14 protein-coding genes and 1 pseudogene are annotated in these 19384 nt (G+C 45.2%); 6 read left to right on the forward strand and 9 right to left on the reverse strand.

The genetic code is table 11. The features are described 5' to 3' along the window. Positions 1–3: 3 nt before the first annotated feature. The 5 genes from acnD to ACED46_RS13800 all read right to left on the reverse strand — a co-directional run bounded on the left by acnD (position 4) and on the right by ACED46_RS13800 (position 9377). A complete protein-coding gene (gene acnD / locus ACED46_RS13780; protein WP_371721705.1) occupies positions 4–2640 on the reverse strand; it encodes a Fe/S-dependent 2-methylisocitrate dehydratase AcnD in 2637 nt (878 codons plus the stop codon). Between the two features lie 101 nt (positions 2641–2741). Beyond that, positions 2742–3953, reverse strand: a complete 1212-nt coding sequence (gene prpC, locus ACED46_RS13785; RefSeq protein WP_371721706.1) for a 2-methylcitrate synthase — start codon at positions 3951–3953, stop codon at positions 2742–2744. Between the two features lie 146 nt (positions 3954–4099). Continuing rightward, entirely contained in the window at positions 4100–4996 is an 897-nt protein-coding gene (prpB, locus tag ACED46_RS13790) for a methylisocitrate lyase (RefSeq protein ID WP_017062292.1), read from the reverse strand. A 100-nt stretch (positions 4997–5096) separates the two neighbouring features. Beyond that, complete coding sequence (locus tag ACED46_RS13795) at positions 5097–5816, reverse strand: GntR family transcriptional regulator (protein WP_371721714.1); 720 nt, start codon at positions 5814–5816, stop codon at positions 5097–5099. A gap of 393 nt (positions 5817–6209) precedes the next feature. Further along, entirely contained in the window at positions 6210–9377 is a 3168-nt protein-coding gene (locus tag ACED46_RS13800) for an HD domain-containing phosphohydrolase (RefSeq protein ID WP_371721708.1), read from the reverse strand. Between the two features lie 499 nt (positions 9378–9876). On the opposite strand from ACED46_RS13800, the gene ACED46_RS13805 reads away from it, so the two are divergent. The 5 genes from ACED46_RS13805 to ACED46_RS13825 all read left to right on the forward strand — a co-directional run bounded on the left by ACED46_RS13805 (position 9877) and on the right by ACED46_RS13825 (position 14492). Beyond that, positions 9877–10848, forward strand: coding sequence for a tripartite tricarboxylate transporter substrate binding protein (locus ACED46_RS13805; protein WP_017062289.1), 972 nt, complete (start codon positions 9877–9879; stop codon positions 10846–10848). Positions 10849–11091: 243 nt separating this feature from the next. Then, positions 11092–11592, forward strand: coding sequence for a tripartite tricarboxylate transporter TctB family protein (locus ACED46_RS13810; RefSeq protein ID WP_004733594.1), 501 nt, complete (start codon positions 11092–11094; stop codon positions 11590–11592). A 10-nt stretch (positions 11593–11602) separates the two neighbouring features. Further along, positions 11603–13123, forward strand: coding sequence for a tripartite tricarboxylate transporter permease (locus ACED46_RS13815; protein WP_012603793.1), 1521 nt, complete (start codon positions 11603–11605; stop codon positions 13121–13123). Between the two features lie 192 nt (positions 13124–13315). Further along, positions 13316–14074, forward strand: coding sequence for a sulfite exporter TauE/SafE family protein (locus ACED46_RS13820; protein ID WP_371721709.1), 759 nt, complete (start codon positions 13316–13318; stop codon positions 14072–14074). Between the two features lie 226 nt (positions 14075–14300). Next, complete coding sequence (locus tag ACED46_RS13825) at positions 14301–14492, forward strand: hypothetical protein (RefSeq protein WP_017059711.1); 192 nt, start codon at positions 14301–14303, stop codon at positions 14490–14492. Positions 14493–14608: 116 nt separating this feature from the next. On the opposite strand, the gene ACED46_RS13830 is transcribed toward ACED46_RS13825, so the two are convergent. Beyond that, positions 14609–15022 (reverse strand): VF530 family DNA-binding protein, encoded by a 414-nt coding sequence (locus ACED46_RS13830; protein ID WP_010438513.1) that lies wholly within the window; start codon positions 15020–15022, stop codon positions 14609–14611. 239 nt (positions 15023–15261) lie between these two features. Here ACED46_RS13830 and ACED46_RS13835 point away from each other — a divergent pair. Then, positions 15262–15468: pseudogene (locus ACED46_RS13835) on the forward strand (metal-dependent phosphohydrolase); the annotation flags it as partial. 138 nt (positions 15469–15606) lie between these two features. Here the strand turns inward: ACED46_RS13835 and gnd are convergent. From gnd to zwf, 3 genes are read right to left on the reverse strand one after another with little or no spacing between them, the layout of a single operon-like run. Further along, positions 15607–17055, reverse strand: coding sequence for a decarboxylating NADP(+)-dependent phosphogluconate dehydrogenase (gene gnd / locus ACED46_RS13840; protein ID WP_017059712.1), 1449 nt, complete (start codon positions 17053–17055; stop codon positions 15607–15609). A gap of 28 nt (positions 17056–17083) precedes the next feature. Continuing rightward, on the reverse strand, positions 17084–17818 hold the full coding sequence (gene pgl, locus ACED46_RS13845; protein ID WP_017066266.1) for a 6-phosphogluconolactonase: 735 nt from the start codon (positions 17816–17818) through the stop codon (positions 17084–17086). Next, positions 17815–19317: a glucose-6-phosphate dehydrogenase gene (gene zwf, locus ACED46_RS13850; RefSeq protein WP_017059714.1), complete on the reverse strand. Its 1503-nt coding sequence runs from the start codon at positions 19315–19317 to the stop codon at positions 17815–17817. The genes pgl and zwf overlap by 4 nt, the downstream gene beginning before the upstream one ends. Positions 19318–19384 lie beyond the last annotated feature (67 nt).

Genomic DNA, 19384 nt, shown 5'->3' on the forward strand with positions numbered 1-19384 from the left:
CTCCTACTGTGAAAGAAAGTCTTTGGCAAAACGCTGCAACACACCACCAGCGCTATACACATTCACTTCATCTGCGGTATCTAATCGACAGGTTACTGGCACATCAAGCTTTTCACCGCTTTTACGAGTGATCACTAAAGCCAAGTCTGAACCTGCTTCAATGTCGCCGTACACGTCGTAAAGCTCGGTACCGTCCAATTCTAAGGTATTGCGATTGGTCCCCGCTTTGAATTGCAGAGGCAACACGCCCATGCCAACCAAGTTGGTTCTGTGAATTCGTTCAAACCCTTCAGCAACAATCACTTCAACACCCGCTAAACGCACACCTTTGGCTGCCCAGTCCCGTGAAGAGCCTTGCCCATAGTCTGCGCCAGCAACGACAATCAAAGGTTGCTTGCGATTCATGTAGGTTTCTATCGCTTCCCACATTCGCGTAACTTGACCTTCAGGTTCAACTCTTGCTAATGAACCTTGCACGACTTCTCCAGCGTCCTTCACCATTTCGTTAAACAGCTTAGGGTTGGCGAATGTTGCTCGTTGCGCGGTTAAGTGATCGCCTCGATGGGTCGCGTAAGAGTTAAAGTCCTCTTCCGGCACTTCCATTTTGGTGAGGTATTCCCCCGCAGCGCTCGAAGCGAGAATCGCATTTGAAGGGGATAAGTGATCTGTGGTGATGTTGTCACCCAAAATCGCTAAAGGTCTCATACCAGATAGGCTTCGCTCTCCCGCCAGAGCTCCTTCCCAATAAGGTGGTCTGCGAATATAGGTACTTTGAGGTCGCCAGTCATAAAGCGGTTCAGTAGTCACCTGTTCCTCGTCTGGCTGGAACATTTTCACGTAGATTTGTTGGAATTGCTGAGGCTTAACATGTTCACCGACCACTGCATCGATCTCTGCATCACTCGGCCACAAGTCACTTAAATAGATCGATTTTCCGTTGCTGTCTGTACCTAAGCTGTCTTTTTCGATATCAAAGCGAATCGTACCAGCTAAGGCATAAGCGACGACCAATGGCGGTGATGCTAAAAACGCTTGTTTGGCATAAGGGTGAATTCGACCATCGAAGTTTCGATTCCCCGATAGCACAGCGGTTGAATATAGGTCACGGTCGATGATCTCTTGTTGAATTTTAGGATCCAACGCACCACTCATTCCATTACAGGTTGTGCACGCATAACCGACGATACCGAAGCCTAGTTTTTCCAGTTCAGGCAACAAACCGGCGGACTCAAGATAAAGCTTGGCAACTTTTGAGCCTGGCGCGAATGACGTTTTTACCCACGGCTTACGAACTAATCCAAGTTGATTGGCTTTCTTAGCCACCAATGCCGCGGCGACCACGTTTCTTGGATTACTGGTATTGGTACAAGAGGTAATTGCTGCGATGATTACGGCACCATCGGGCATCTGCTCGTCGCTGTACTGCTTAGCATGCTGCTCTTTCCAAGATGCTTGACTGATGCCTTGCTGAGCCAGCTCTCTAGTTGGCAAACGACGATGTGGGTTAGACGGCCCTGCAAGATTGCGTTCAACCTTAGACAGATCAAACTCTAATACCCGTTCGTATTGAGCAGAATCGAGATCGTCAGCCCATAGCCCGGTTTGCTTGGCGTAGCGTTCAACTAATTCAACCTGCTCCGGCTCTCGACCGGTGAGCTTCAGGTATTGAATAGTCTGCTCATCGATGTAGAACATACCCGCAGTCGCGCCGTATTCTGGCGTCATGTTTGAGATGGTTGCGCGGTCACCAATAGTCAGAGCACGAGCCCCTTCACCGAAGAATTCCAAATAGCTTGAGACCACTCTCTCATTGCGAAGGAACTCAGTAATCGCAAGCACAATATCCGTTGCGGTGATCCCTTCTTGTCGTTGACCCGTTAGTTTAACGCCGACAATATCAGGCAAGCGCATCATTGACGGACGACCGAGCATCACTGTCTCAGCTTCCAAGCCGCCCACACCAATCGCAATAACGCCCAGAGCATCGACATGAGGAGTATGGCTGTCTGTGCCGACACAGGTATCAGGAAACGCGACGCCTTCTTTAGATTGAATAACTGGAGACATTTTCTCCAAGTTAATCTGGTGCATGATCCCGTTACCCGCAGGGATCACACTCACGTTTTTAAACGCGGTTTTACACCATTCAATAAAATGAAAACGGTCTTCGTTTCTGCGCTCCTCAATCGCGCGGTTTTTATCAAAGGCTTCGCTATCAAAGCCTGCATGTTCCACTGCCAGAGAGTGATCAACAATCAATTGAGTTTCGACAACGGGGTTCACATTGGCAGGGTCTCCGCCTTGGTCGGCAATCGCGTCTCTTAATCCAGCCAAATCAACCAAGGCTGTTTGACCAAGAATGTCATGACATACCACGCGCGCAGGATACCAAGGAAAATCTAAGTCGCTCTTGCGTTCAATGATCTGTTTTAAGCTGCCTTCAAGGGTTTCAGGATCACAGCGTCTTACTAATTGCTCTGCCAATACTCTCGACGTATAAGGCAAGGTTTTATAACTGCCCGGAGATATCGCTTCTACCGCTTCGCAAGCATCGAAATACTCTAAATGGGTTCCGGGTAAAAGTTTCCGGTACTGATTTTTATCAAGGTACTGAGCTTGTTCAAGTTTTACATCAGACATACATCCACCATTATCTGTTAAATTCTATTCGTTGGTTCTTGAGGCCTTGTCATATGAAGACAGAAGTCACCTCAAGACATAAGTCGGCTCGATATAGAGAACTAACGTAAGTGGATTGGTAGCCAGTCTTGATGCTCTGGGCCGGTGTAGTCTGCACTTGGACGAATGATGCGATTATTTTCTCTTTGCTCGAACACGTGTGCTGTCCAGCCTGTAAGGCGACTCATCACAAAGATTGGCGTGAACAGTTTGGTTGGGATGTCCATGAAGTGATAGGCAGAGGCATGGAAGAAATCCGCATTACAGAACAAGCCTTTCTCACGCTTCATGACTGCTTCAACACGCTCTGAAACGGCGTAAAGCTGTTCATCTCCCACCTCTTGAGCAAGCTCTTTTGACCAACGCTTGATTAAGGCATTTCGAGGATCGCTTTCACGATAAATAGCATGACCGAAGCCCATTATTTTGTCTTTGTTAGCAAGCATCTGCATGATGTTGGTTTCGGCTTCATCGGCGGTTTGCCAATCTTGGATCATTTCCATTGCCGCTTCATTCGCACCACCGTGCAGTGGGCCTCTTAGTGTGCCAATCGCAGCCGTTACACAAGAATGAATATCCGACAGTGTTGACGCACAAACACGAGCGGCAAAGGTAGAGGCATTAAACTCATGTTCCGCGTAAAGGGTTAGCGAGCAGTGCATCACCTTCTTATGAAGTTCACTAGGCGTTTTGTCAGTCAACATCTTCAAGAAATAGCCACCCAAACATGCTTCGCTTTGATCTTCCGTATCAATGCGCACGCCATCATGGCTAAAGCGATACCAGTAACAAATAATCGCAGGGAAAAGCGCGAGCATTCGTTCAGTCGCAGGCAATTGTTCTGAAAAATCAGATTCTTGCTCTAGATTACCTAGCATCGAACAACCCGTTCTCATCACATCCATTGGGTGAGCGTCTGCAGGAATAAGCTCCAACAATGCTTTCAAAGGTTGAGGTAAACCACGTAAACCAACCAACAATGTTTTGTAATCGTCTAGCTCTTTTTCACTGGGCAAATGGCCTCTTAATAGCAGGTGTGCCACTTCTTCAAACTGAGCGTGGTTAGCAAGATCGGTAATGTCATAGCCACGGTAAGTTAAACCCGTTCCTGATTTTCCTACCGTACATAGCGCAGTCGACCCTGCACTTTGACCACGTAGACCAGCACCACCGATTGCCGGTGCGCTGGCTGGTTTGTTTGCTGTTTTTTCACTTTTTTGCTCTACTTTTGAAGCATTTTCGACAGCGGCTTTATCACTCAAAGATACAGACATGGTGAACTCCTTTTCTGTGTTAGCCGCCTGCACTCTTTGGTGCTGCCTATTTATATGCCCGATGATCTTTATCATCGGTACTGGATTTGGCGACTAACCATTTCACGTTATTGGATTAAGTTGATTTTTGATTAATTGAAACTGGTTTACCCTTCGCTTGAAAACAACTGATCAAGCTTGTTCTCGTAGTCGTGGTAATTAAGGTGTTCGTAAAGCTCCTTACGGGTTTGCATTGAATCCAACAGAGCTTCTTGATTGCCTTCAACTAGCAAGTGCTTGTAAACATTCTCCGCCGCTTTGTTCATCGCACGGAACGCACTCAATGGATAAAGCACCATGTCGACACTTGATTGGGCTAACTCGTTACAGCTGTAGAGTGGTGTTTGGCCAAATTCAGTGATGTTCGCAAGAATAGGCACGTGCTTGCCCGTTGCTGATTTCAGCGCTGCCGAGAACTTCACGTATTGATCGAGTTGATTCATCGCCTCAGGGAAGATCATGTCTGCGCCCGCTTCAACACAAGCTATCGCTCGCTCAATTGCGCTATCAATGCCTTCAACCGCCAATGCATCCGTACGTGCCATAATCACAAAGCTTTCATCGGTTCTAGCATCGGTTGCCGCTTTGACTCTATCGACCATCTCTTGCTGACTTACAATCGCTTTATTTGGTCGATGACCACAGCGTTTCTGGGCCACTTGGTCTTCCATATGGATTGCTGCTGCGCCTGCCTTCTCCATAGCGCGAATCGTACGTGCAATATTGAATGCGCCACCAAATCCCGTATCGATATCCACCAGCAATGGCAGATCACACGCGTTGGTAATACGTTCAACATCTACCAACACATCGTTCAATGTGGTGATGCCTAAATCAGGCAACCCATAAGACGCATTGGCGATGCCTCCGCCAGACAAATAGATCGCCTGATGCCCCAAGTTCTTTGCCATCATCGCGCAGTACGGATTGACCGTGCCGACGATCTGCAATGGGTCGTTGTCTTGCACAGCTTGTCGGAACTTAGCTCCTGCTGATAACTTCATAATGACGCTCCCTGTTAATTGTTTATTTCTAGCTAACCTTTAAGACTTACGGCTTTTGGTTATCGCCAGCACTGATCCGCTGACAGATTCCAATGGTCGCTTAATCAAGATCTTTGGATTGAATTTGTTGTTCTATCAGCAATCGACTGCCCGAGATGTGTCGTCGCATTAGCATTTCTGCTAGCTCTTCATCGCGATTACGAATCGCTTGTAGGATGTATTTGTGTTCATCGAGCGCCTCTTTTGGTCGAGACTGAGCCCTAGGCGATTGATAGCGGTACATGCGTAATAGGTGATAAAGCTCATCACACAGCAGCGAAATCAGTTTGCGGTTACGACTCGCTTTAATAATGCGGTAATGGAAATCGAAATCCCCATGTTGATGAAAGTAAGAAGAACCTTCGACTTCATCGATGTATTTTGAGTGTGTCGACAATAATCCTTCAAGCCCGACAAGCTCTTCTTGTGTGATATGTCTTGCTGCTAAGCGAGCCGCCATGCCTTCCAATGCCTCTCGCACCGCGTACAACTCGAGTAGTTTGTCTGCCGAAAAAGTAATAACTCGAGCCCCTACATGAGGAATGCGTTCAATCAAGCCAAGCCCTTCAACACGCATTATCGCTTCACGTAATGGGCCTCGGCTTACCTCAAAGCGTTTAGCCAGTTCAGGCTCCGAGATCTTACTGCCCGGTGCTAATTCACCGTTAACAATCGCCTCAACGAGGTACTCAGTGAGGTTTTCTGATTTAGTGTTCTCTTTATCGTTCACACGTGTCTTCGTGTTTGCATTTAAGCTGAGATCTTTTATCGCAGTATTCATATTCACGCTGCTCACTTCTGATTGCTGAACCTTAATTGTCAACAATTTCATAACATGAACATAAAATACACGATTGAATTGTCGACAATCAAGCCAATTGTCGACAATTTAGACTAAGGTAGTATTTTTCATAGACGATTAAAACTAATCCAAAAGGACACTACAAACAACTCAACCATCTGTTATTTATCGATTTAATCAGAGTAAGAGTCACTAACCCCCTATCTACCCTAAAATCATTTGAAATCGATATGTCGACAACTTATAGCCGAAACTTGTCAAAAGCAGCCCCCTTCGTATCTATCCACCAGCTCACCGATAAACAGATATAAAAAAGGCGCACTCATGTGCGCCTTTCATTCATCGAACCCGTTCTAACAAGCCAACCTTTAATCAAGCTATCTGACGAGTAACTTCTAGGTATTTGTTGATATCAACGAAATCAATTTGTTCCGGTTTGAGATACTCTTCTGCATAACGCAGGTGAGTACCGCTGGTTAAGAACAATCTAAACAGTTCGATATCGAGATGCTCGTCCAACGCCATTTTGTACATGATGTCGACAGCAACACTGATTGGCTTCGCCTTCTTATAAGGCCTATCCGCAGCAGTTAACGCCTCAAAAATATCGGAGATCACCAGAATACGTTCTGGGATTGAGAGGTCATCACCAGTCAGCTTCCTTGGATACCCTGTACCTTTAAGTGTTTCATGGTGAGTTGAAGCGTAGCGAGGAACACGACTTAGCTCTTTCGGGAATGGCAGGTTCTCAAGCATCTTAATCGTGCCAAGCATGTGCTCGTTTATCTTAAATCTATCTTCAGCAGTCAATGTACCGCGTGCAATACTCAGATTGTAGACTTCGCCTAGGTTGTATAAGTGCTCAGGCACATCCATTTTAATTTGATGTTTCGGGTCAAATTCTAACGGCCTATCTCTTTTCACTATGTGCTCTGGCTTATCACTCAAAAGTGGTTCTGTGGCTGGTAAACTTGAACTCGGCTCACGATTCATTGCCTCTATCGGTGATAGACCAAGTTGATCATCAAAGTGACGCGTCCAGGTCGTCTCAGCTATCGAGCGAATACGAGTGACTTTGTCATCACTCATGAACTCACCACCAACGTTCGACGTAGCGATAAAGGCAAAGTCATCTTGTAGCTGCTGCTTCGTTGCCGTAAGTTCATCGGCTATCAGTTGCGTTGATAGCGAACCATCAAGTTGTTTTCTCAAAGCGGTGATTTCCGCATCACGCCAAAGTACTTCAAATCGAGTTCTCACCTCGTGGATTCGGTTGTAGTTCGCTTCTAACTTCGTACCTTTATCGACGATGTGTTCCGGTGTCGTGATCTTGCCACAATCATGAAGCCAAGCCGCAATTCTAAACTCACGGCGTTCGTCATCATTTTTAAACTCAAAGTCTTTGAAGTGCTCAGACTGCGATTGTTCCGCCGCGTCAGCCAGCATCAAGCCGAGTTCTGGTACACGATTACAATGCCCTGCCGTATAAGCGGACTTATCATCGATCGCTTGAGCGATGAGCTTGATAAACGACTCAACAAACGCCTCTTGCATCTGTTCATGTCGTTTAATCTCCATAGCCATATCTTTTACAGCAACAGATAATTCCCACACTTCTTTGATTCGAGTATCAAGAATTGTCACGTTGTCATAATCACGCAGCTTAACCTTATGAGTCTCTTCCTCTAATTGGCGAATTGGATGCACTATCGGCGCACCAAAAACCCAAGCAATAGGCAACGTCAAACTCATCAGTAACACCGTTACACCAACAGAGGTTGCTAGACGTTTATTGACTGTACTGAAGACTTCAGATTCGGGAATCAATACCGCAAAATACTCAGAGTAGTGTTCGCCCGTGTCTATTTTCTTTAAATAGAGATGCTTGATCTCGCCATTCAACTCTACCCTTACCATACTGCCTTCAACCGTTGCTTCCTTAGTCAAATCATAAAGTTCAGTATAAGGAACCGTCGTATTCGTATTAAAGCCGGTATCATGCAGCCACTTTTTCGCTAAGGCATCAAGTTGTTCACCACTTAACTTACTGATAGCTTGATCAATGATTGGGAGCAATTGTTTATGCTTGCTCTGCAGCACCAAATGGAATTGGTTTGAGTAGTTCTGTTTTAGATCTTCTAGAGTCCCATTGACAACAAGGCCTGGCTGGAAAAACCTATCTAATGCAAACGAGAGTACGGGTTCTGCTTCTAAGAAAGCAAAGTTCTCTTCGCTTTCAATTGAATTAAATGCAGACTCTAGGTTTTCAAATTCAACTAAATCAATGTTCGGAAAATCCTCTCTCAACTTAGGAATAATTGACCACCCAGATAAAATGGCCACTTTTTTATCCTCAAGCTCGGCATAATTAGTAATAATCTTCGCGTCTTCTCTGGTCACGATAGCAAACGGTAAATCATAGATTGGAGTGGTGTAGAGGCCGCTTATGCCATTATTTTTATAATTTTGCACCGATTGCAGCCCATCTATAGTTCCTTCTTGAAACTTATTAACAAGCTCTCCCCAAGAAAAACCATTCACAAATTCAAACCTGATCCCAGTCATACCACCAATCATTTTGAGAAGGTCTATCGCATAGCCGTCTGGTCTTCCCGCCACTGAAAAGTCCATCGGCCCCCAATCATTTTGATTAGACACTAAAAGCGGAGGAGTATCATTAACCAAGGCTTTTTGCTCAGATGATAGCATCAGTTTTGATACATCAAACTCCGATTCCTGATTATTAACCTTGAGGTTAGACGCAATAATGTTACCCGATTTCGAATATAAGAAAGACTCAACCTTACTATCTTCTGCTAATCCAAGCGCCGTACCTGATAATTTGTTAGCCAAAGAAGACAGCACAATATCAATACCAATCACATGTTGAATTTCAGATTCGATTTTCGACTCAAACGCTAAAGAATAAGTTTGTCCGGTAATTTGTAAATGCTGAAAAAGATATGGCTGAGTTTTTTCGACCGACAGAACATTGGCAGCAACATACCAAGGCCTGGTCGTTGGAAAGTAGTTGCTCTGCTCCGTAGTTGAGCTTCTGAGGGAAAACTCTTGGTCAAAGTATTTCGTTGTCCGGACTCGCTCCTGCCCTATATTTTGAATCTCAACCCAACGATCCGTTTGTTGTGCTCCTATTTTTTCTCTAACGACAGGGGCAGATTCTAGGTTAATAATTTGGAAGAAATTTTCATCGGATGAGCCAATGTAAATACTATAAAAGAGAGGGTTATCTTTAATGGCTTCAGAAAGAATACTACGCGACTCTTCTTTCGATATTTTGTTACTGATAGATCGTTTCACTGTAGCAAGTAAACGCGCGGTGTTGGCTGCGTCAGAGTCAATCGCGCCGATATAATCACTCAGGTCATGAGATACCATCGTCAACTTTGACAGAGTATTCTCCGTCGCCATTTTTTTACTGAAGTAGTATTGAAGAGAGACCGCAACCACAGCCGTTAGCACAGTCGCGAGTATGAACATTGTTCCAACGGTAAAGCGTAACGAAATTTTTTTTAATGCCATTATTTCATCCTTGAATAATCGCCAACTCCAAAGTTAACAGCCTAGCGCAATCAATACCGCTTAAGTTGCATATCAACTATAGTAACTCATTATTCCACATCTAAAATCTAACACCTCTATACACCTGACTCTTTTGCAGAAATAGTTATCGTAGTCACATCTAACAATATAGACCAACAACCAATGCACTCGAGTAGAAAACGCTAGTTAAATCCAAACTTTGTCAATGAATTCAATCATTCTGAGACAATAACTACGATTTTAGAATCCAGATATCATTCAACAGTAAATGGACAAAAACACGTTACCGTGAACTTTATGAACAATATTAATCCAATGTTCTTTATTCTCAATATCGCCGCATTACAGACATTTCATTAACACACTGTTAACTTTAGCTTCATCTGCTAAGCAATATCCTACTCATCTGTTTAGTAGCTGGAAATAAAACATAAGTTTCTCTCCATTGAAGAGATCCCCTACATAAGGAACGTGAACCATGTTCAAGGCACTGAAACCTACTCTTGCGGCTTCTATCATCGCAGCAACCTTTTCTTTCAACACTTTTGCTGCTGACGTAGAAAAAATCCACTTCCTAATCCCTGGCGGCGCTGGTGGTGGTTGGGATATGACAGCTCGTGGTACGGGTGATGTATTGGTGAAATCAGACATCGTAGAAAATGTCTCTTTCCAAAACCTGTCTGGTGGCGGTGGCGGTAAAGCGATTGCTCACCTAATCGAAACAGCACAACGCCAAGAAGACACGCTAATGGTGAACTCAACGCCTATCGTTGTTCGTTCACTAACAGGTATCTTCCCTCAATCTTTCCGTGACCTAACTCCGGTAGCAGCAACCATTGCCGATTACGGCGCAATCGTCGCTCCTGCGGATTCTAAGTACGACACTTGGGAAGACGTCGTTAAAGAGTTCGAAACCAACCCACGTAAAGTGAAGATTGCTGGCGGTTCAGCTCGTGGCAGCATGGACCACCTTGTAGTAGCGGCAGCGTTCAAAGGCGAAGGTTTTGATGCGAAGAAAGTACGTTACATTGCCTACGATGCTGGCGGTAAAGCGATGGCGGCACTGCTTTCTGGCGAAACACAGCTGCTTTCAACGGGCCTTGGTGAAGTACTAGAGATGTCTAAGTCTGGCCAAGTAAAAGTGCTTGCTGTGACGGCTCCAAAGCGTCTTGACGCTGCGCCTAACATCCCAACACTGACTGAATACGGCAACGAGACAGTATTTGCTAACTGGCGTGGTTTCTTTGCGGCACCGGGTACAAGCCAAGCAAAAATCGACGAGTGGAATGTAGCGCTTGGCAAAATGTACAAAACCGATGAGTGGCAAGTGGTTCGTGACCGTAACGGTTGGATCGACAACTACAAAGCTGACAAAGATTTTTACGCCTTCCTAGAAGATCAAGAAAAACAGATGGGCGACCTAATGCGTGAGCTTGGTTTCTTGAAATAACCAACAACCATAGAGGGCCTATGTGCCCTCTTACTCTTTCCTGTTTCGCCGTACATGAGTTAACTAAAACTCCTTTGTTTATTCGTAGAGGTATTACTAACGCTTGCCGATTCGTTGTAAACGCAAGTGGCTGATAAACCAGTACCGTAATTCGCTTACCTTTGGTTAGTGATCCCAGACATTTCATTGACTCGCTCATGTACGGCTTTTTTACTTTTTATACCACCCCAAATGGAGTTGGATATGTCGGACTTACCAACCAAATTTCTGAGTAAGGAATCTTTGCTTTCGAAGGATCGCATCGGAGCCATGCTCTTTATGCTTGCATGTTTATGCTATGGCTACCAAACCACGCTGATTCCTTTGTTCCCCGGTGACGAGTACGAACCCTTCACAGCAAGAACCTTACCTATCCTGCTAACGTTTATCGGCATTGGCCTTTCGTTGATCCTGCTTATAACCGGACAGCCGGATAAAAAAGTTACATGCGACACTACGCCGCTGAACTGGAAACTGCTTATTGGCTTCTTGGTGTTAATGGCTCTGTACGGTGTTGGACTGACTTATCTTGGCTTTGTTTTAGCAACCAGCTTCTTCTTACTTGCAGGCTTTTACCTACTGGGTGAGCGCCGCAAAGCTGTCTTATTTGGCGCGTCGTTTCCTTTCGTTATCGCGTTCTTTCTTTTATTAACTCAAGGCTTAGATATCTACCTAGAGCCTGGTTTAATCTTCACTCTTTGGTAGGGATAACATTATGTTAGACGGAATTTTACAAGGACTTTCTACCGCCGTGATGCCAATGAACATCATGATGGTAATTGTTGGCTGTTTTGTTGGTACCTTTATTGGAATGCTACCGGGACTCGGTCCAATTTCAGCAATCGCGTTGATGATCCCGATTACATACGGCCTAGATCCTTCTTCTGGCCTAATCTTGATGGCTGGTGTGTACTACGGCGCTGTATTTGGTGGCTCGACGTCATCCATCTTAATCAATGCTCCGGGTTGTTCTTCAACGGTAGTAACCGCGTTTGACGGCTACCCGATGGCTCAAAAAGGCCAAGCAGGTAAAGCACTTGCTCTCGCGGCTTACTCTTCTTTCACAGGCGGTACGCTTTCAGCAATCATGCTTTTGATTGCCGCACCGGCTCTAGCAAGCGTGTCACTGAGCTTCCAGTCTTCAGACTACTTTGCGTTGATGCTATTAGGTTTGTCCGCTGTAGCGGCGTTTGCAGGCCCAGGTCAGGTAATCAAAGCGTGGATGATGACTATTCTTGGTTTGATGCTATCAACTGTAGGTATCGACAAAGGTGTTGGCGTTGAACGGTTCACTTTTGGCCTTACGGATCTGATGGATGGCTTTAGCTTCCTATTATTAGCGATGGCAACATTCGCACTGGGTGAAACCTTGATGGGTATTCTAAAACCAGAGCAAGACACCAGCGCGGAAGAAAGCCAAAAGATGTCGGATATTGGTAGCATGAAGGTCACCAAAGAAGAGTTCAAAGAAGTGGCACCAGTTTCAATTCGATCTTCTATTCTCGGTTTCTTTACCGGTGTTCTACCGGGCGCAGGTGCCACTATTGCGGCATTCCTAAGCTACGGTATGGAGCGTAGCCTCGCGCCAAAAGACAAGCAGAAAGAGTTCGGTAAAGGCAGTATCCGTGGTCTTGTTGCTCCTGAATCAGCAAACAACGCCGCTTCAAGTGGTTCATTCGTTCCGCTACTAACGCTGGGTATTCCGGGCTCTGGTACAACTGCGATTATGCTTGGTGCATTGATTGCCTACGGTATTCAGCCTGGTCCTCGCTTGTTCGTTGAACACCCAGACGTATTTTGGTCGGTGATTATCTCGATGTACTTTGGCAACATCGTGCTGGTTATCTTAAACCTACCGTTGATCCCATATATCTCTAAACTGCTAGCGGTACCTAGAACGGTTCTACTGCCAATGATTATCTTCTTCTCAATCACTGGCGTGTACTTGGTGTCATTCAACACGATGGACGTATTTGTGATGCTACTGGTAGCGATGGCTGCGATAGCATTAAGGCTAGCCAACTTCCCATTGGCACCATTACTGTTAGGCTTCATATTGGGCGGCTTGATGGAAGAGAACTTAAGACGAGCATTGATGATCAGCGATGGTGAGTTGAACTTCTTATGGGAACGCCCTATTACGATGACCTTCACTATTCTGGCGGTATTGGTGCTGTCTAGCCCGATTCTAGTGAAACTATTTAAGAGTTTTAGAGCGAAGCCAGTAGAAGTGTAAAGCTTTATCGAATCAACTAAACCTCAACGAAAGGAGCCATTGGCTCCTTTTTTCATTTAAAGCCTCAATTAAAACCAGCGGTTAAAGATGGTAGCAAACTCACAAACCTATCTTTACAACACACATGGCGCTGATATTCATAACAAATTCAAGTAAGGTAACCAGTTAGTTAACGTATTGGATTCTAAAACTATGGATTGGTTGATTCTATTCTTATCAGGGGTGGTTGGCGGTGTGCTTAACTCCATTGCGGGTGGCGGCAGCTTCATCACTTTCCCTGCTTTGTTATTTGCTGGCGTTCCACCAATAGCAGCCAACGCGACCAACACCTTTGCTTCATGCGCTGGTTACATCAGTGGTGCTTACGCACTGCGCCACGAAATTCAATCTGGTACCAAACAACTCAAGCTCGTTGTTGGGCTATGCGTAATTGGCGGCGGCATTGGTGCATTTTTACTACTACACACGCCAGAAGCGCTATTTACCCAATCCGTACCTTGGTTATTACTGTTCGCCGCTCTGCTTTTTACCTTTGGTGGCACTCTCAACAAATGGCTAAAGAAAGTAACCGCTAAACATAAGCACGCCACCAGCGCAGGGGCGTTCTTTTCCGCTGTATTGCTTTTGATCATGTGTGTTTATGGTGGTTATTTTAATGCAGGCTTAGGCATTGTGACATTGAGCTACTTGGCGCTGGCTGGTTACACCAACATCAACGTGATGAATGGCATCAAACTGCTCGTGTCCGCGTGTGCTTCCCTCGCAGCGATCGTATTTTTTATCGTCAATGGTTCGATTGATTGGCCGTCTGGCATGGCTGTATTATTGGGTACATTGGTTGGTGGTTATTATTCAGCAAAAATCTCTCGCCGCATCCCTCAACACTATGTTCGAACCACAGTGATCATCGCGAGCTTTTTGATCACCGCTTACTTTTTCTATGCTAATTAGACGTTCGGTTTAATAAGACTTGCAACTGAAAAGATAAAGCCAAAAGACTCCACCCTGCTCATACCGATTTGGCTATTTTATTACTTATAAAATAGCCAAGCCAAAATGTGTGAGACGAGTCCTTCAATTAGCAAATTTGATAACAATTTAGACTGTTTTTTAGCCTTTATTTTGCCAAAGATAGGATAATTCTCCTGTCGAAAGTGAGACTTCATTAGGAGGCGTTATGAACACTAAACTCGGTCATGTCATGTCATCAAGTCGACTCATTTGCTTTGTCGCTTTTCTTGCTGCCACATTCGCGTGGATCTTAAAAATGCCCGCTCTGTTTTCTGTGTCAGCGCTATTCTTACTGGTCAGTGCGATCGTTTATGTCACCGATCTTTGGAAGAATCAAAGAAAGAACCGCGAAGCTTAGCCAATTACGGTTTAATCGAACGAATTAAAAAAGGAGCTCATAGGCTCCTTTTGTGTTTTTCGCTTATCTAATTAGGCGTACTAATCGTCGACGCCTTATCTAACGACGCCTTCTTATTAACGACGGAAGTTACGACCGTTACCGCCGCGGCGCTCTTTAAATGCAGACGCAGCTTTAGCTTGAGAAGCGTGGATAGACTCAACCGTTAGTTCCATTGGCTCACGAGGCTCTAGCCCATGGCGGAATGTACGTGAACGCGGAGGCATCTGGTATTCGATGTCCGATGCTTTAGGCATGCGCTTGAAACGGTAAAGGTAGAAGTTTTCAACCTTCTCACGAGCCCATTCGGTTTTCTTCAGGTATTTAACTGCGCTTGCCACTGTAGGCTTAGTGTTAAAGCAGTTCATACGCATTGCCGCATCTAAAATTTCCCAACCATAATGATCCACTAATTCAGTGATCATGGTTTCAAGCTTTAAGCCGTGTAGCGGGTTATTTTGTTGCAGTTCGATTCTTTCTTCTTCAGTCATAACATTACCTTTTTCAAGGCAACTAAAGGCCTTGAATTTACTCTAGAACACCGTCATCACTGACCATTTCTAGCTCAATCACTTGGGCATTACATCCATTGCCCTTATTTATGCCTTTATGATGGCATAAAGCATGTGCGTTATCCTATTTATCTTTTCATTTAATTTTAAAATGGTTATTTAACGTCCAGATCATCATTAACAGCACTTTAGTTAAGCAATAGCGCATACGCTATTAACTGGCAGACGTATTCGATGCGTTAATGAGTAAAAGAGCCTATAAACACGCTTGGTCACTGAATGAGGTGATGGCCTATATAGAAGCAAACACTGGTTCAATGTTTGACCCAGAGTGGGTTGAAGCGCCTAAACAAAACCTAGACAGCTTTATGGCCATTCGAGATCAATACAACGACGATGTACAACCACATATCATGACCGCCTAAGCGATAATTAGTTGTGTGTTTGAAGTGACCATCTAAAAATACGCAAACCAACAAAAAAGGATGCCAGTTGGCATCCTTTTGTTTTCTAGTTTACAGCTAATAAGAACAACAAGGTTCTTAACTGATTCTAACTAACGATTATACGTCGTAAGTTGTAGAAGCAGTATCGCCGCCTGTACCAGTCCAGTTTGTGTGGAAGAATTCACCACGTGGACGGTCAGTACGCTCGTAAGTGTGAGCACCGAAGTAGTCACGTTGAGCTTGAAGCAGGTTCGCTGGTAGACGTGCAGTTGTGTAACCGTCTAGGAAAGATAGCGCAGAAATCGTACATGGCATTGGGATACCAGACTCTAGAGATTTCGCTGCTACTTTACGCCATGCCACTAGGCTGCCTTGTAGGATGTTTTTGAAGTACTCGTCAGAACCTAGGAACGCGATGTCTGGGTTTGCTTCGTACGCATCACGTATGTTGCCTAGGAATGCAGAACGGATGATACAACCACCACGCCACATTAGCGCTACGTTACCGTAGTTTAGGTCCCAGCCGTTTTCGTTCGACGCTTCACGCATTAGCATGAAACCTTGAGCGTAAGAGATGATCTTAGAAGCCAGTAGAGCTTGACGTAGTGCATCAACCCACTCTTGCTTGTCGCCTTCAACTGGAGTGATTGTCTTCTCAAACAAAGCTTCAGCTTCAACACGTTGGTCTTTAAGAGCAGACAGGCAACGAGAGAATACAGACTCAGAGATCAGTGTTAGTGGGATACCTAGGTCTAGTGCGTTGATACCCGTCCACTTACCCGTACCTTTTTGGCCTGCAGTGTCTAGGATCTTCTCAACTAGCGCTTCACCGTCTTCATCTTTGTAGCCAAGGATGTCAGCAGTGATTTCAACTAGGTAGCTGTCTAGCTCAGTCTTGTTCCAGTCAGCGAATACTGCTTGCATCTCGTCAGCAGACATACCTAGGCCATCTTTCATGAACTGGTATGCTTCAGTGATAAGCTGCATGTCACCGTATTCGATGCCGTTGTGTACCATCTTAACGAAGTGACCAGCACCGTCGTTACCAACCCAGTCACAGCAAGGCTCACCAGCGTCAGTTTTTGCCGAGATACCTTGGAAGATTGGCTTAACCGCTTCCCAAGCTTCAGCCGCACCACCTGGCATGATTGAAGGACCGAAACGAGCACCTTCTTCACCACCAGATACACCAGTACCGATGAAGTGGATGCCTTTCTCACGACAATGCGCTACACGACGGTTAGTGTCTGGGTAGTTAGTGTTACCACCATCAATGATGATGTCGCCTTCGTCTAGAAGTGGGATTAGGTTTTCGATGAACGTGTCTACAACGTCACCAGCACGAACCATAAGCATCACTTTACGTGGCGCTTCTAGCTTCTCAACTAGCTCTTCTAGAGAGTAAGCACCAACAATGTTAGTACCTTTAGCTGGGCCTTCTAGGAACTCGTCTACTTTAGCAGCAGTACGGTTATGAGCCACAACTTTGAAGCCGTGGTCGTTCATGTTTAGGATAAGGTTCTGACCCATTACTGCTAGGCCAATTACACCGATATCACCTTTCATTATTTTATCTCCTTGCGGCTATTCGCACTTATGCGATAGCACTTGCTGCATTTGAATCTAGGAACCACTCTGTTTCGCCAGTTTTAGACTGGATTTTCGCTGCCGGGTAAGGCAGTTCTGAAGCAGGAGTTGTATGAATTTCTTTAACGATCTCAACTTTACCTGCACCCAGTACTAGGTAGCTGATTCGTTTTGCTGCTTCTAAAACTTTCGCTGTTTTAGAAACACGGATTTGACCAGACTCAGGGTGAGAAGCTAATACAGATAGGTTCTCATCTTGGTAGTTGGTTGCACCTGGGAATAGTGAAGCTGTGTGGCCGTCTGCGCCAACACCAAGCAGAATCCAATCGAATACAGGCGTGCCGTTTTCTGTTGGGATTACGTCTGCCATCTCTTTTGCGAAACGCTCTGCTTCTGCTTTTGGTTCATCTTCACCACGGATGCGGTGGATGTTTTCAGCAGGAAGGTTTACTTGAGTAAACTCTTTTAGTTTTGAAAATAAGAGCGCGTTTGCTTCACCGAAATTGCTTTCAGCGTCGTCTGGTACAACGCAACGTTCGTCGCCCCACCAGAAGTGAAGGTTATTCCATTGAATACCTTCCGCGTATGGCGCCTGTGCTAAAAGTTTGAAAAGCATTTTTGGCGTGCTGCCACCAGACAGTGAAATGTGAACAGGTTTGCCCTGCTCGCTGTATGCTTTCATTTCATTTGCTAGGTTTTCAACAACCAGTTCAGGCGTTGCAAAGATCTTGTGATTGATCATAGTTCGCAGTAATCCGTGTCTGTTAAGTTTTTGCATGGGAAACGCCATGCGCGGCCATCACGTTGCAGAAGTTCATCTGCTTCCTGTGGGCCCCAAGTACCACAAGCATAGCCAAACAGTGCTTGAGGATCTTGCTTGAAGTCTAAGATTGGTTGAACGTACTTCCAACATGCTTCTACCGCATCGGTACGTGCAAACAGAGTCGCATCACCGTTCAGTGCATCAAGAAGAAGACGCTCATAAGCCGTCAGCATCTGAGTTTCAGGCAAGTCAGAGTAAGAGAAGTTCATTTTCACTTCTTTTGCTTTGAAGCCTGCGCCTGGCTCTTTCAAACCAAAGCTCATCTGAATACCTTCATCCGGTTGGATGCGGATAATCAGCTTGTTCTCTGGTGCATCTTGACCAAATACTGGGTGTGGCGTGTTCTTAAAGTGAATCACGATTTCAGTCACACGTGTTGGTAAGCGTTTACCTGTACGTACGTAGAAAGGAACACCATTCCAACGCCAGTTATTGATGTGAGCTTTCAAGCCGATGTAAGTCTCGGTACGAGAATCATCCGCTACACCATGCTCTTCACGGTAACCTAGTAGGTGCTGACCACGAACATCTGATGCTGTGTACTGACCTAATACTAAGTCTTTACGCAGATCATCTTCTTCTAATGGTTTCAGACACTGAAGCACTTTAACCACTTCATCACGAATAGAATCAGCGTTAATTTGTGCAGGCGGCTCCATACCTACCATCGCTAGCACTTGCAGCAGGTGGTTTTGGAACATGTCGCGAACTGCGCCAGAACCGTCGTAGTATCCGCCACGCTCTTCAACGCCAAGGAACTCAGCACCTGTGATTTCAACGTATTCAATGAAGTTACGGTTCCACAGTGGTTCAAACATCGCGTTTGAGAAACGAAGCACTAGAAGGTTTTGAACCGTCTCTTTACCAAGGTAATGGTCGATACGGTAGATCTGGTGTTCTTGGAAGTGATGATGGATCTCTTCATCCAACGCTTGAGCTGATGCTAAGTCGTAACCAAATGGTTTTTCGATGATCAGACGACGCCAGCCGTTCGATTCATCGTTAAGGCCATGCGCAGCAAGGTTTGCTGGAATCACACCGTATAGGCTTGGCGGGGTTGCCAAGTAGAACAATGTGTTATGGTTTTCGAATTGGTAGTCTTGCTCAAGCTTGTCTAGACGTTGTGCTAAACGAGCATAGTCGTCTACATCTGAAGTATTGATCGCTTGGTAATGCAGATGTTCAATAAATGCATTCAGCGTCTCTGGTTCAGTTTTTTCCATTTCCTGAAGAGACTTCTTCAGCTTCTCACGGTAAGACTCATCGCTGTACTCAGTACGGCTCACTCCAAGAATCGCAAAGGATTCTGGTAGTTGATTGCTAGCATACAGGTGGTATAGAGCAGGAATTAACTTGCGGTAAGTTAGATCTCCCGACGCACCAAAAATAACGATGCTGCTGTTTTCAGGTATTACCATCATCTTTCCTATAAAAACAAGGTTTTTAGTATTCGCCAAAGGTATCAGCGACATACGAAAATAGATA

The organism is Vibrio sp. 1S139 (assembly GCF_041439475.1).
Lineage (GTDB): Bacteria > Pseudomonadota > Gammaproteobacteria > Enterobacterales > Vibrionaceae > Vibrio > Vibrio crassostreae_C.

What these genes read in the sequence shown, in the direction of transcription:
- acnD (WP_371721705.1), bottom strand. Translation starts at nt 2,640, where the DNA reads ATGTCTGATGTAAAACTTGAACAAGCTCAGTACCTTGATAAAAATCAG.
- prpC (WP_371721706.1), bottom strand. Translation starts at nt 3,953, where the DNA reads ATGTCTGTATCTTTGAGTGATAAAGCCGCTGTCGAAAATGCTTCAAAA.
- prpB (WP_017062292.1), bottom strand. Translation starts at nt 4,996, where the DNA reads ATGAAGTTATCAGCAGGAGCTAAGTTCCGACAAGCTGTGCAAGACAAC.
- ACED46_RS13795 (WP_371721714.1), bottom strand. Translation starts at nt 5,816, where the DNA reads ATGAATACTGCGATAAAAGATCTCAGCTTAAATGCAAACACGAAGACA.
- ACED46_RS13800 (WP_371721708.1), bottom strand. Translation starts at nt 9,377, where the DNA reads ATGGCATTAAAAAAAATTTCGTTACGCTTTACCGTTGGAACAATGTTC.
- ACED46_RS13805 (WP_017062289.1), top strand. Translation starts at nt 9,877, where the DNA reads ATGTTCAAGGCACTGAAACCTACTCTTGCGGCTTCTATCATCGCAGCA.
- ACED46_RS13810 (WP_004733594.1), top strand. Translation starts at nt 11,092, where the DNA reads ATGTCGGACTTACCAACCAAATTTCTGAGTAAGGAATCTTTGCTTTCG.
- ACED46_RS13815 (WP_012603793.1), top strand. Translation starts at nt 11,603, where the DNA reads ATGTTAGACGGAATTTTACAAGGACTTTCTACCGCCGTGATGCCAATG.
- ACED46_RS13820 (WP_371721709.1), top strand. Translation starts at nt 13,316, where the DNA reads ATGGATTGGTTGATTCTATTCTTATCAGGGGTGGTTGGCGGTGTGCTT.
- ACED46_RS13825 (WP_017059711.1), top strand. Translation starts at nt 14,301, where the DNA reads ATGAACACTAAACTCGGTCATGTCATGTCATCAAGTCGACTCATTTGC.
- ACED46_RS13830 (WP_010438513.1), bottom strand. Translation starts at nt 15,022, where the DNA reads ATGACTGAAGAAGAAAGAATCGAACTGCAACAAAATAACCCGCTACAC.
- gnd (WP_017059712.1), bottom strand. Translation starts at nt 17,055, where the DNA reads ATGAAAGGTGATATCGGTGTAATTGGCCTAGCAGTAATGGGTCAGAAC.
- pgl (WP_017066266.1), bottom strand. Translation starts at nt 17,818, where the DNA reads ATGATCAATCACAAGATCTTTGCAACGCCTGAACTGGTTGTTGAAAAC.
- zwf (WP_017059714.1), bottom strand. Translation starts at nt 19,317, where the DNA reads ATGGTAATACCTGAAAACAGCAGCATCGTTATTTTTGGTGCGTCGGGA.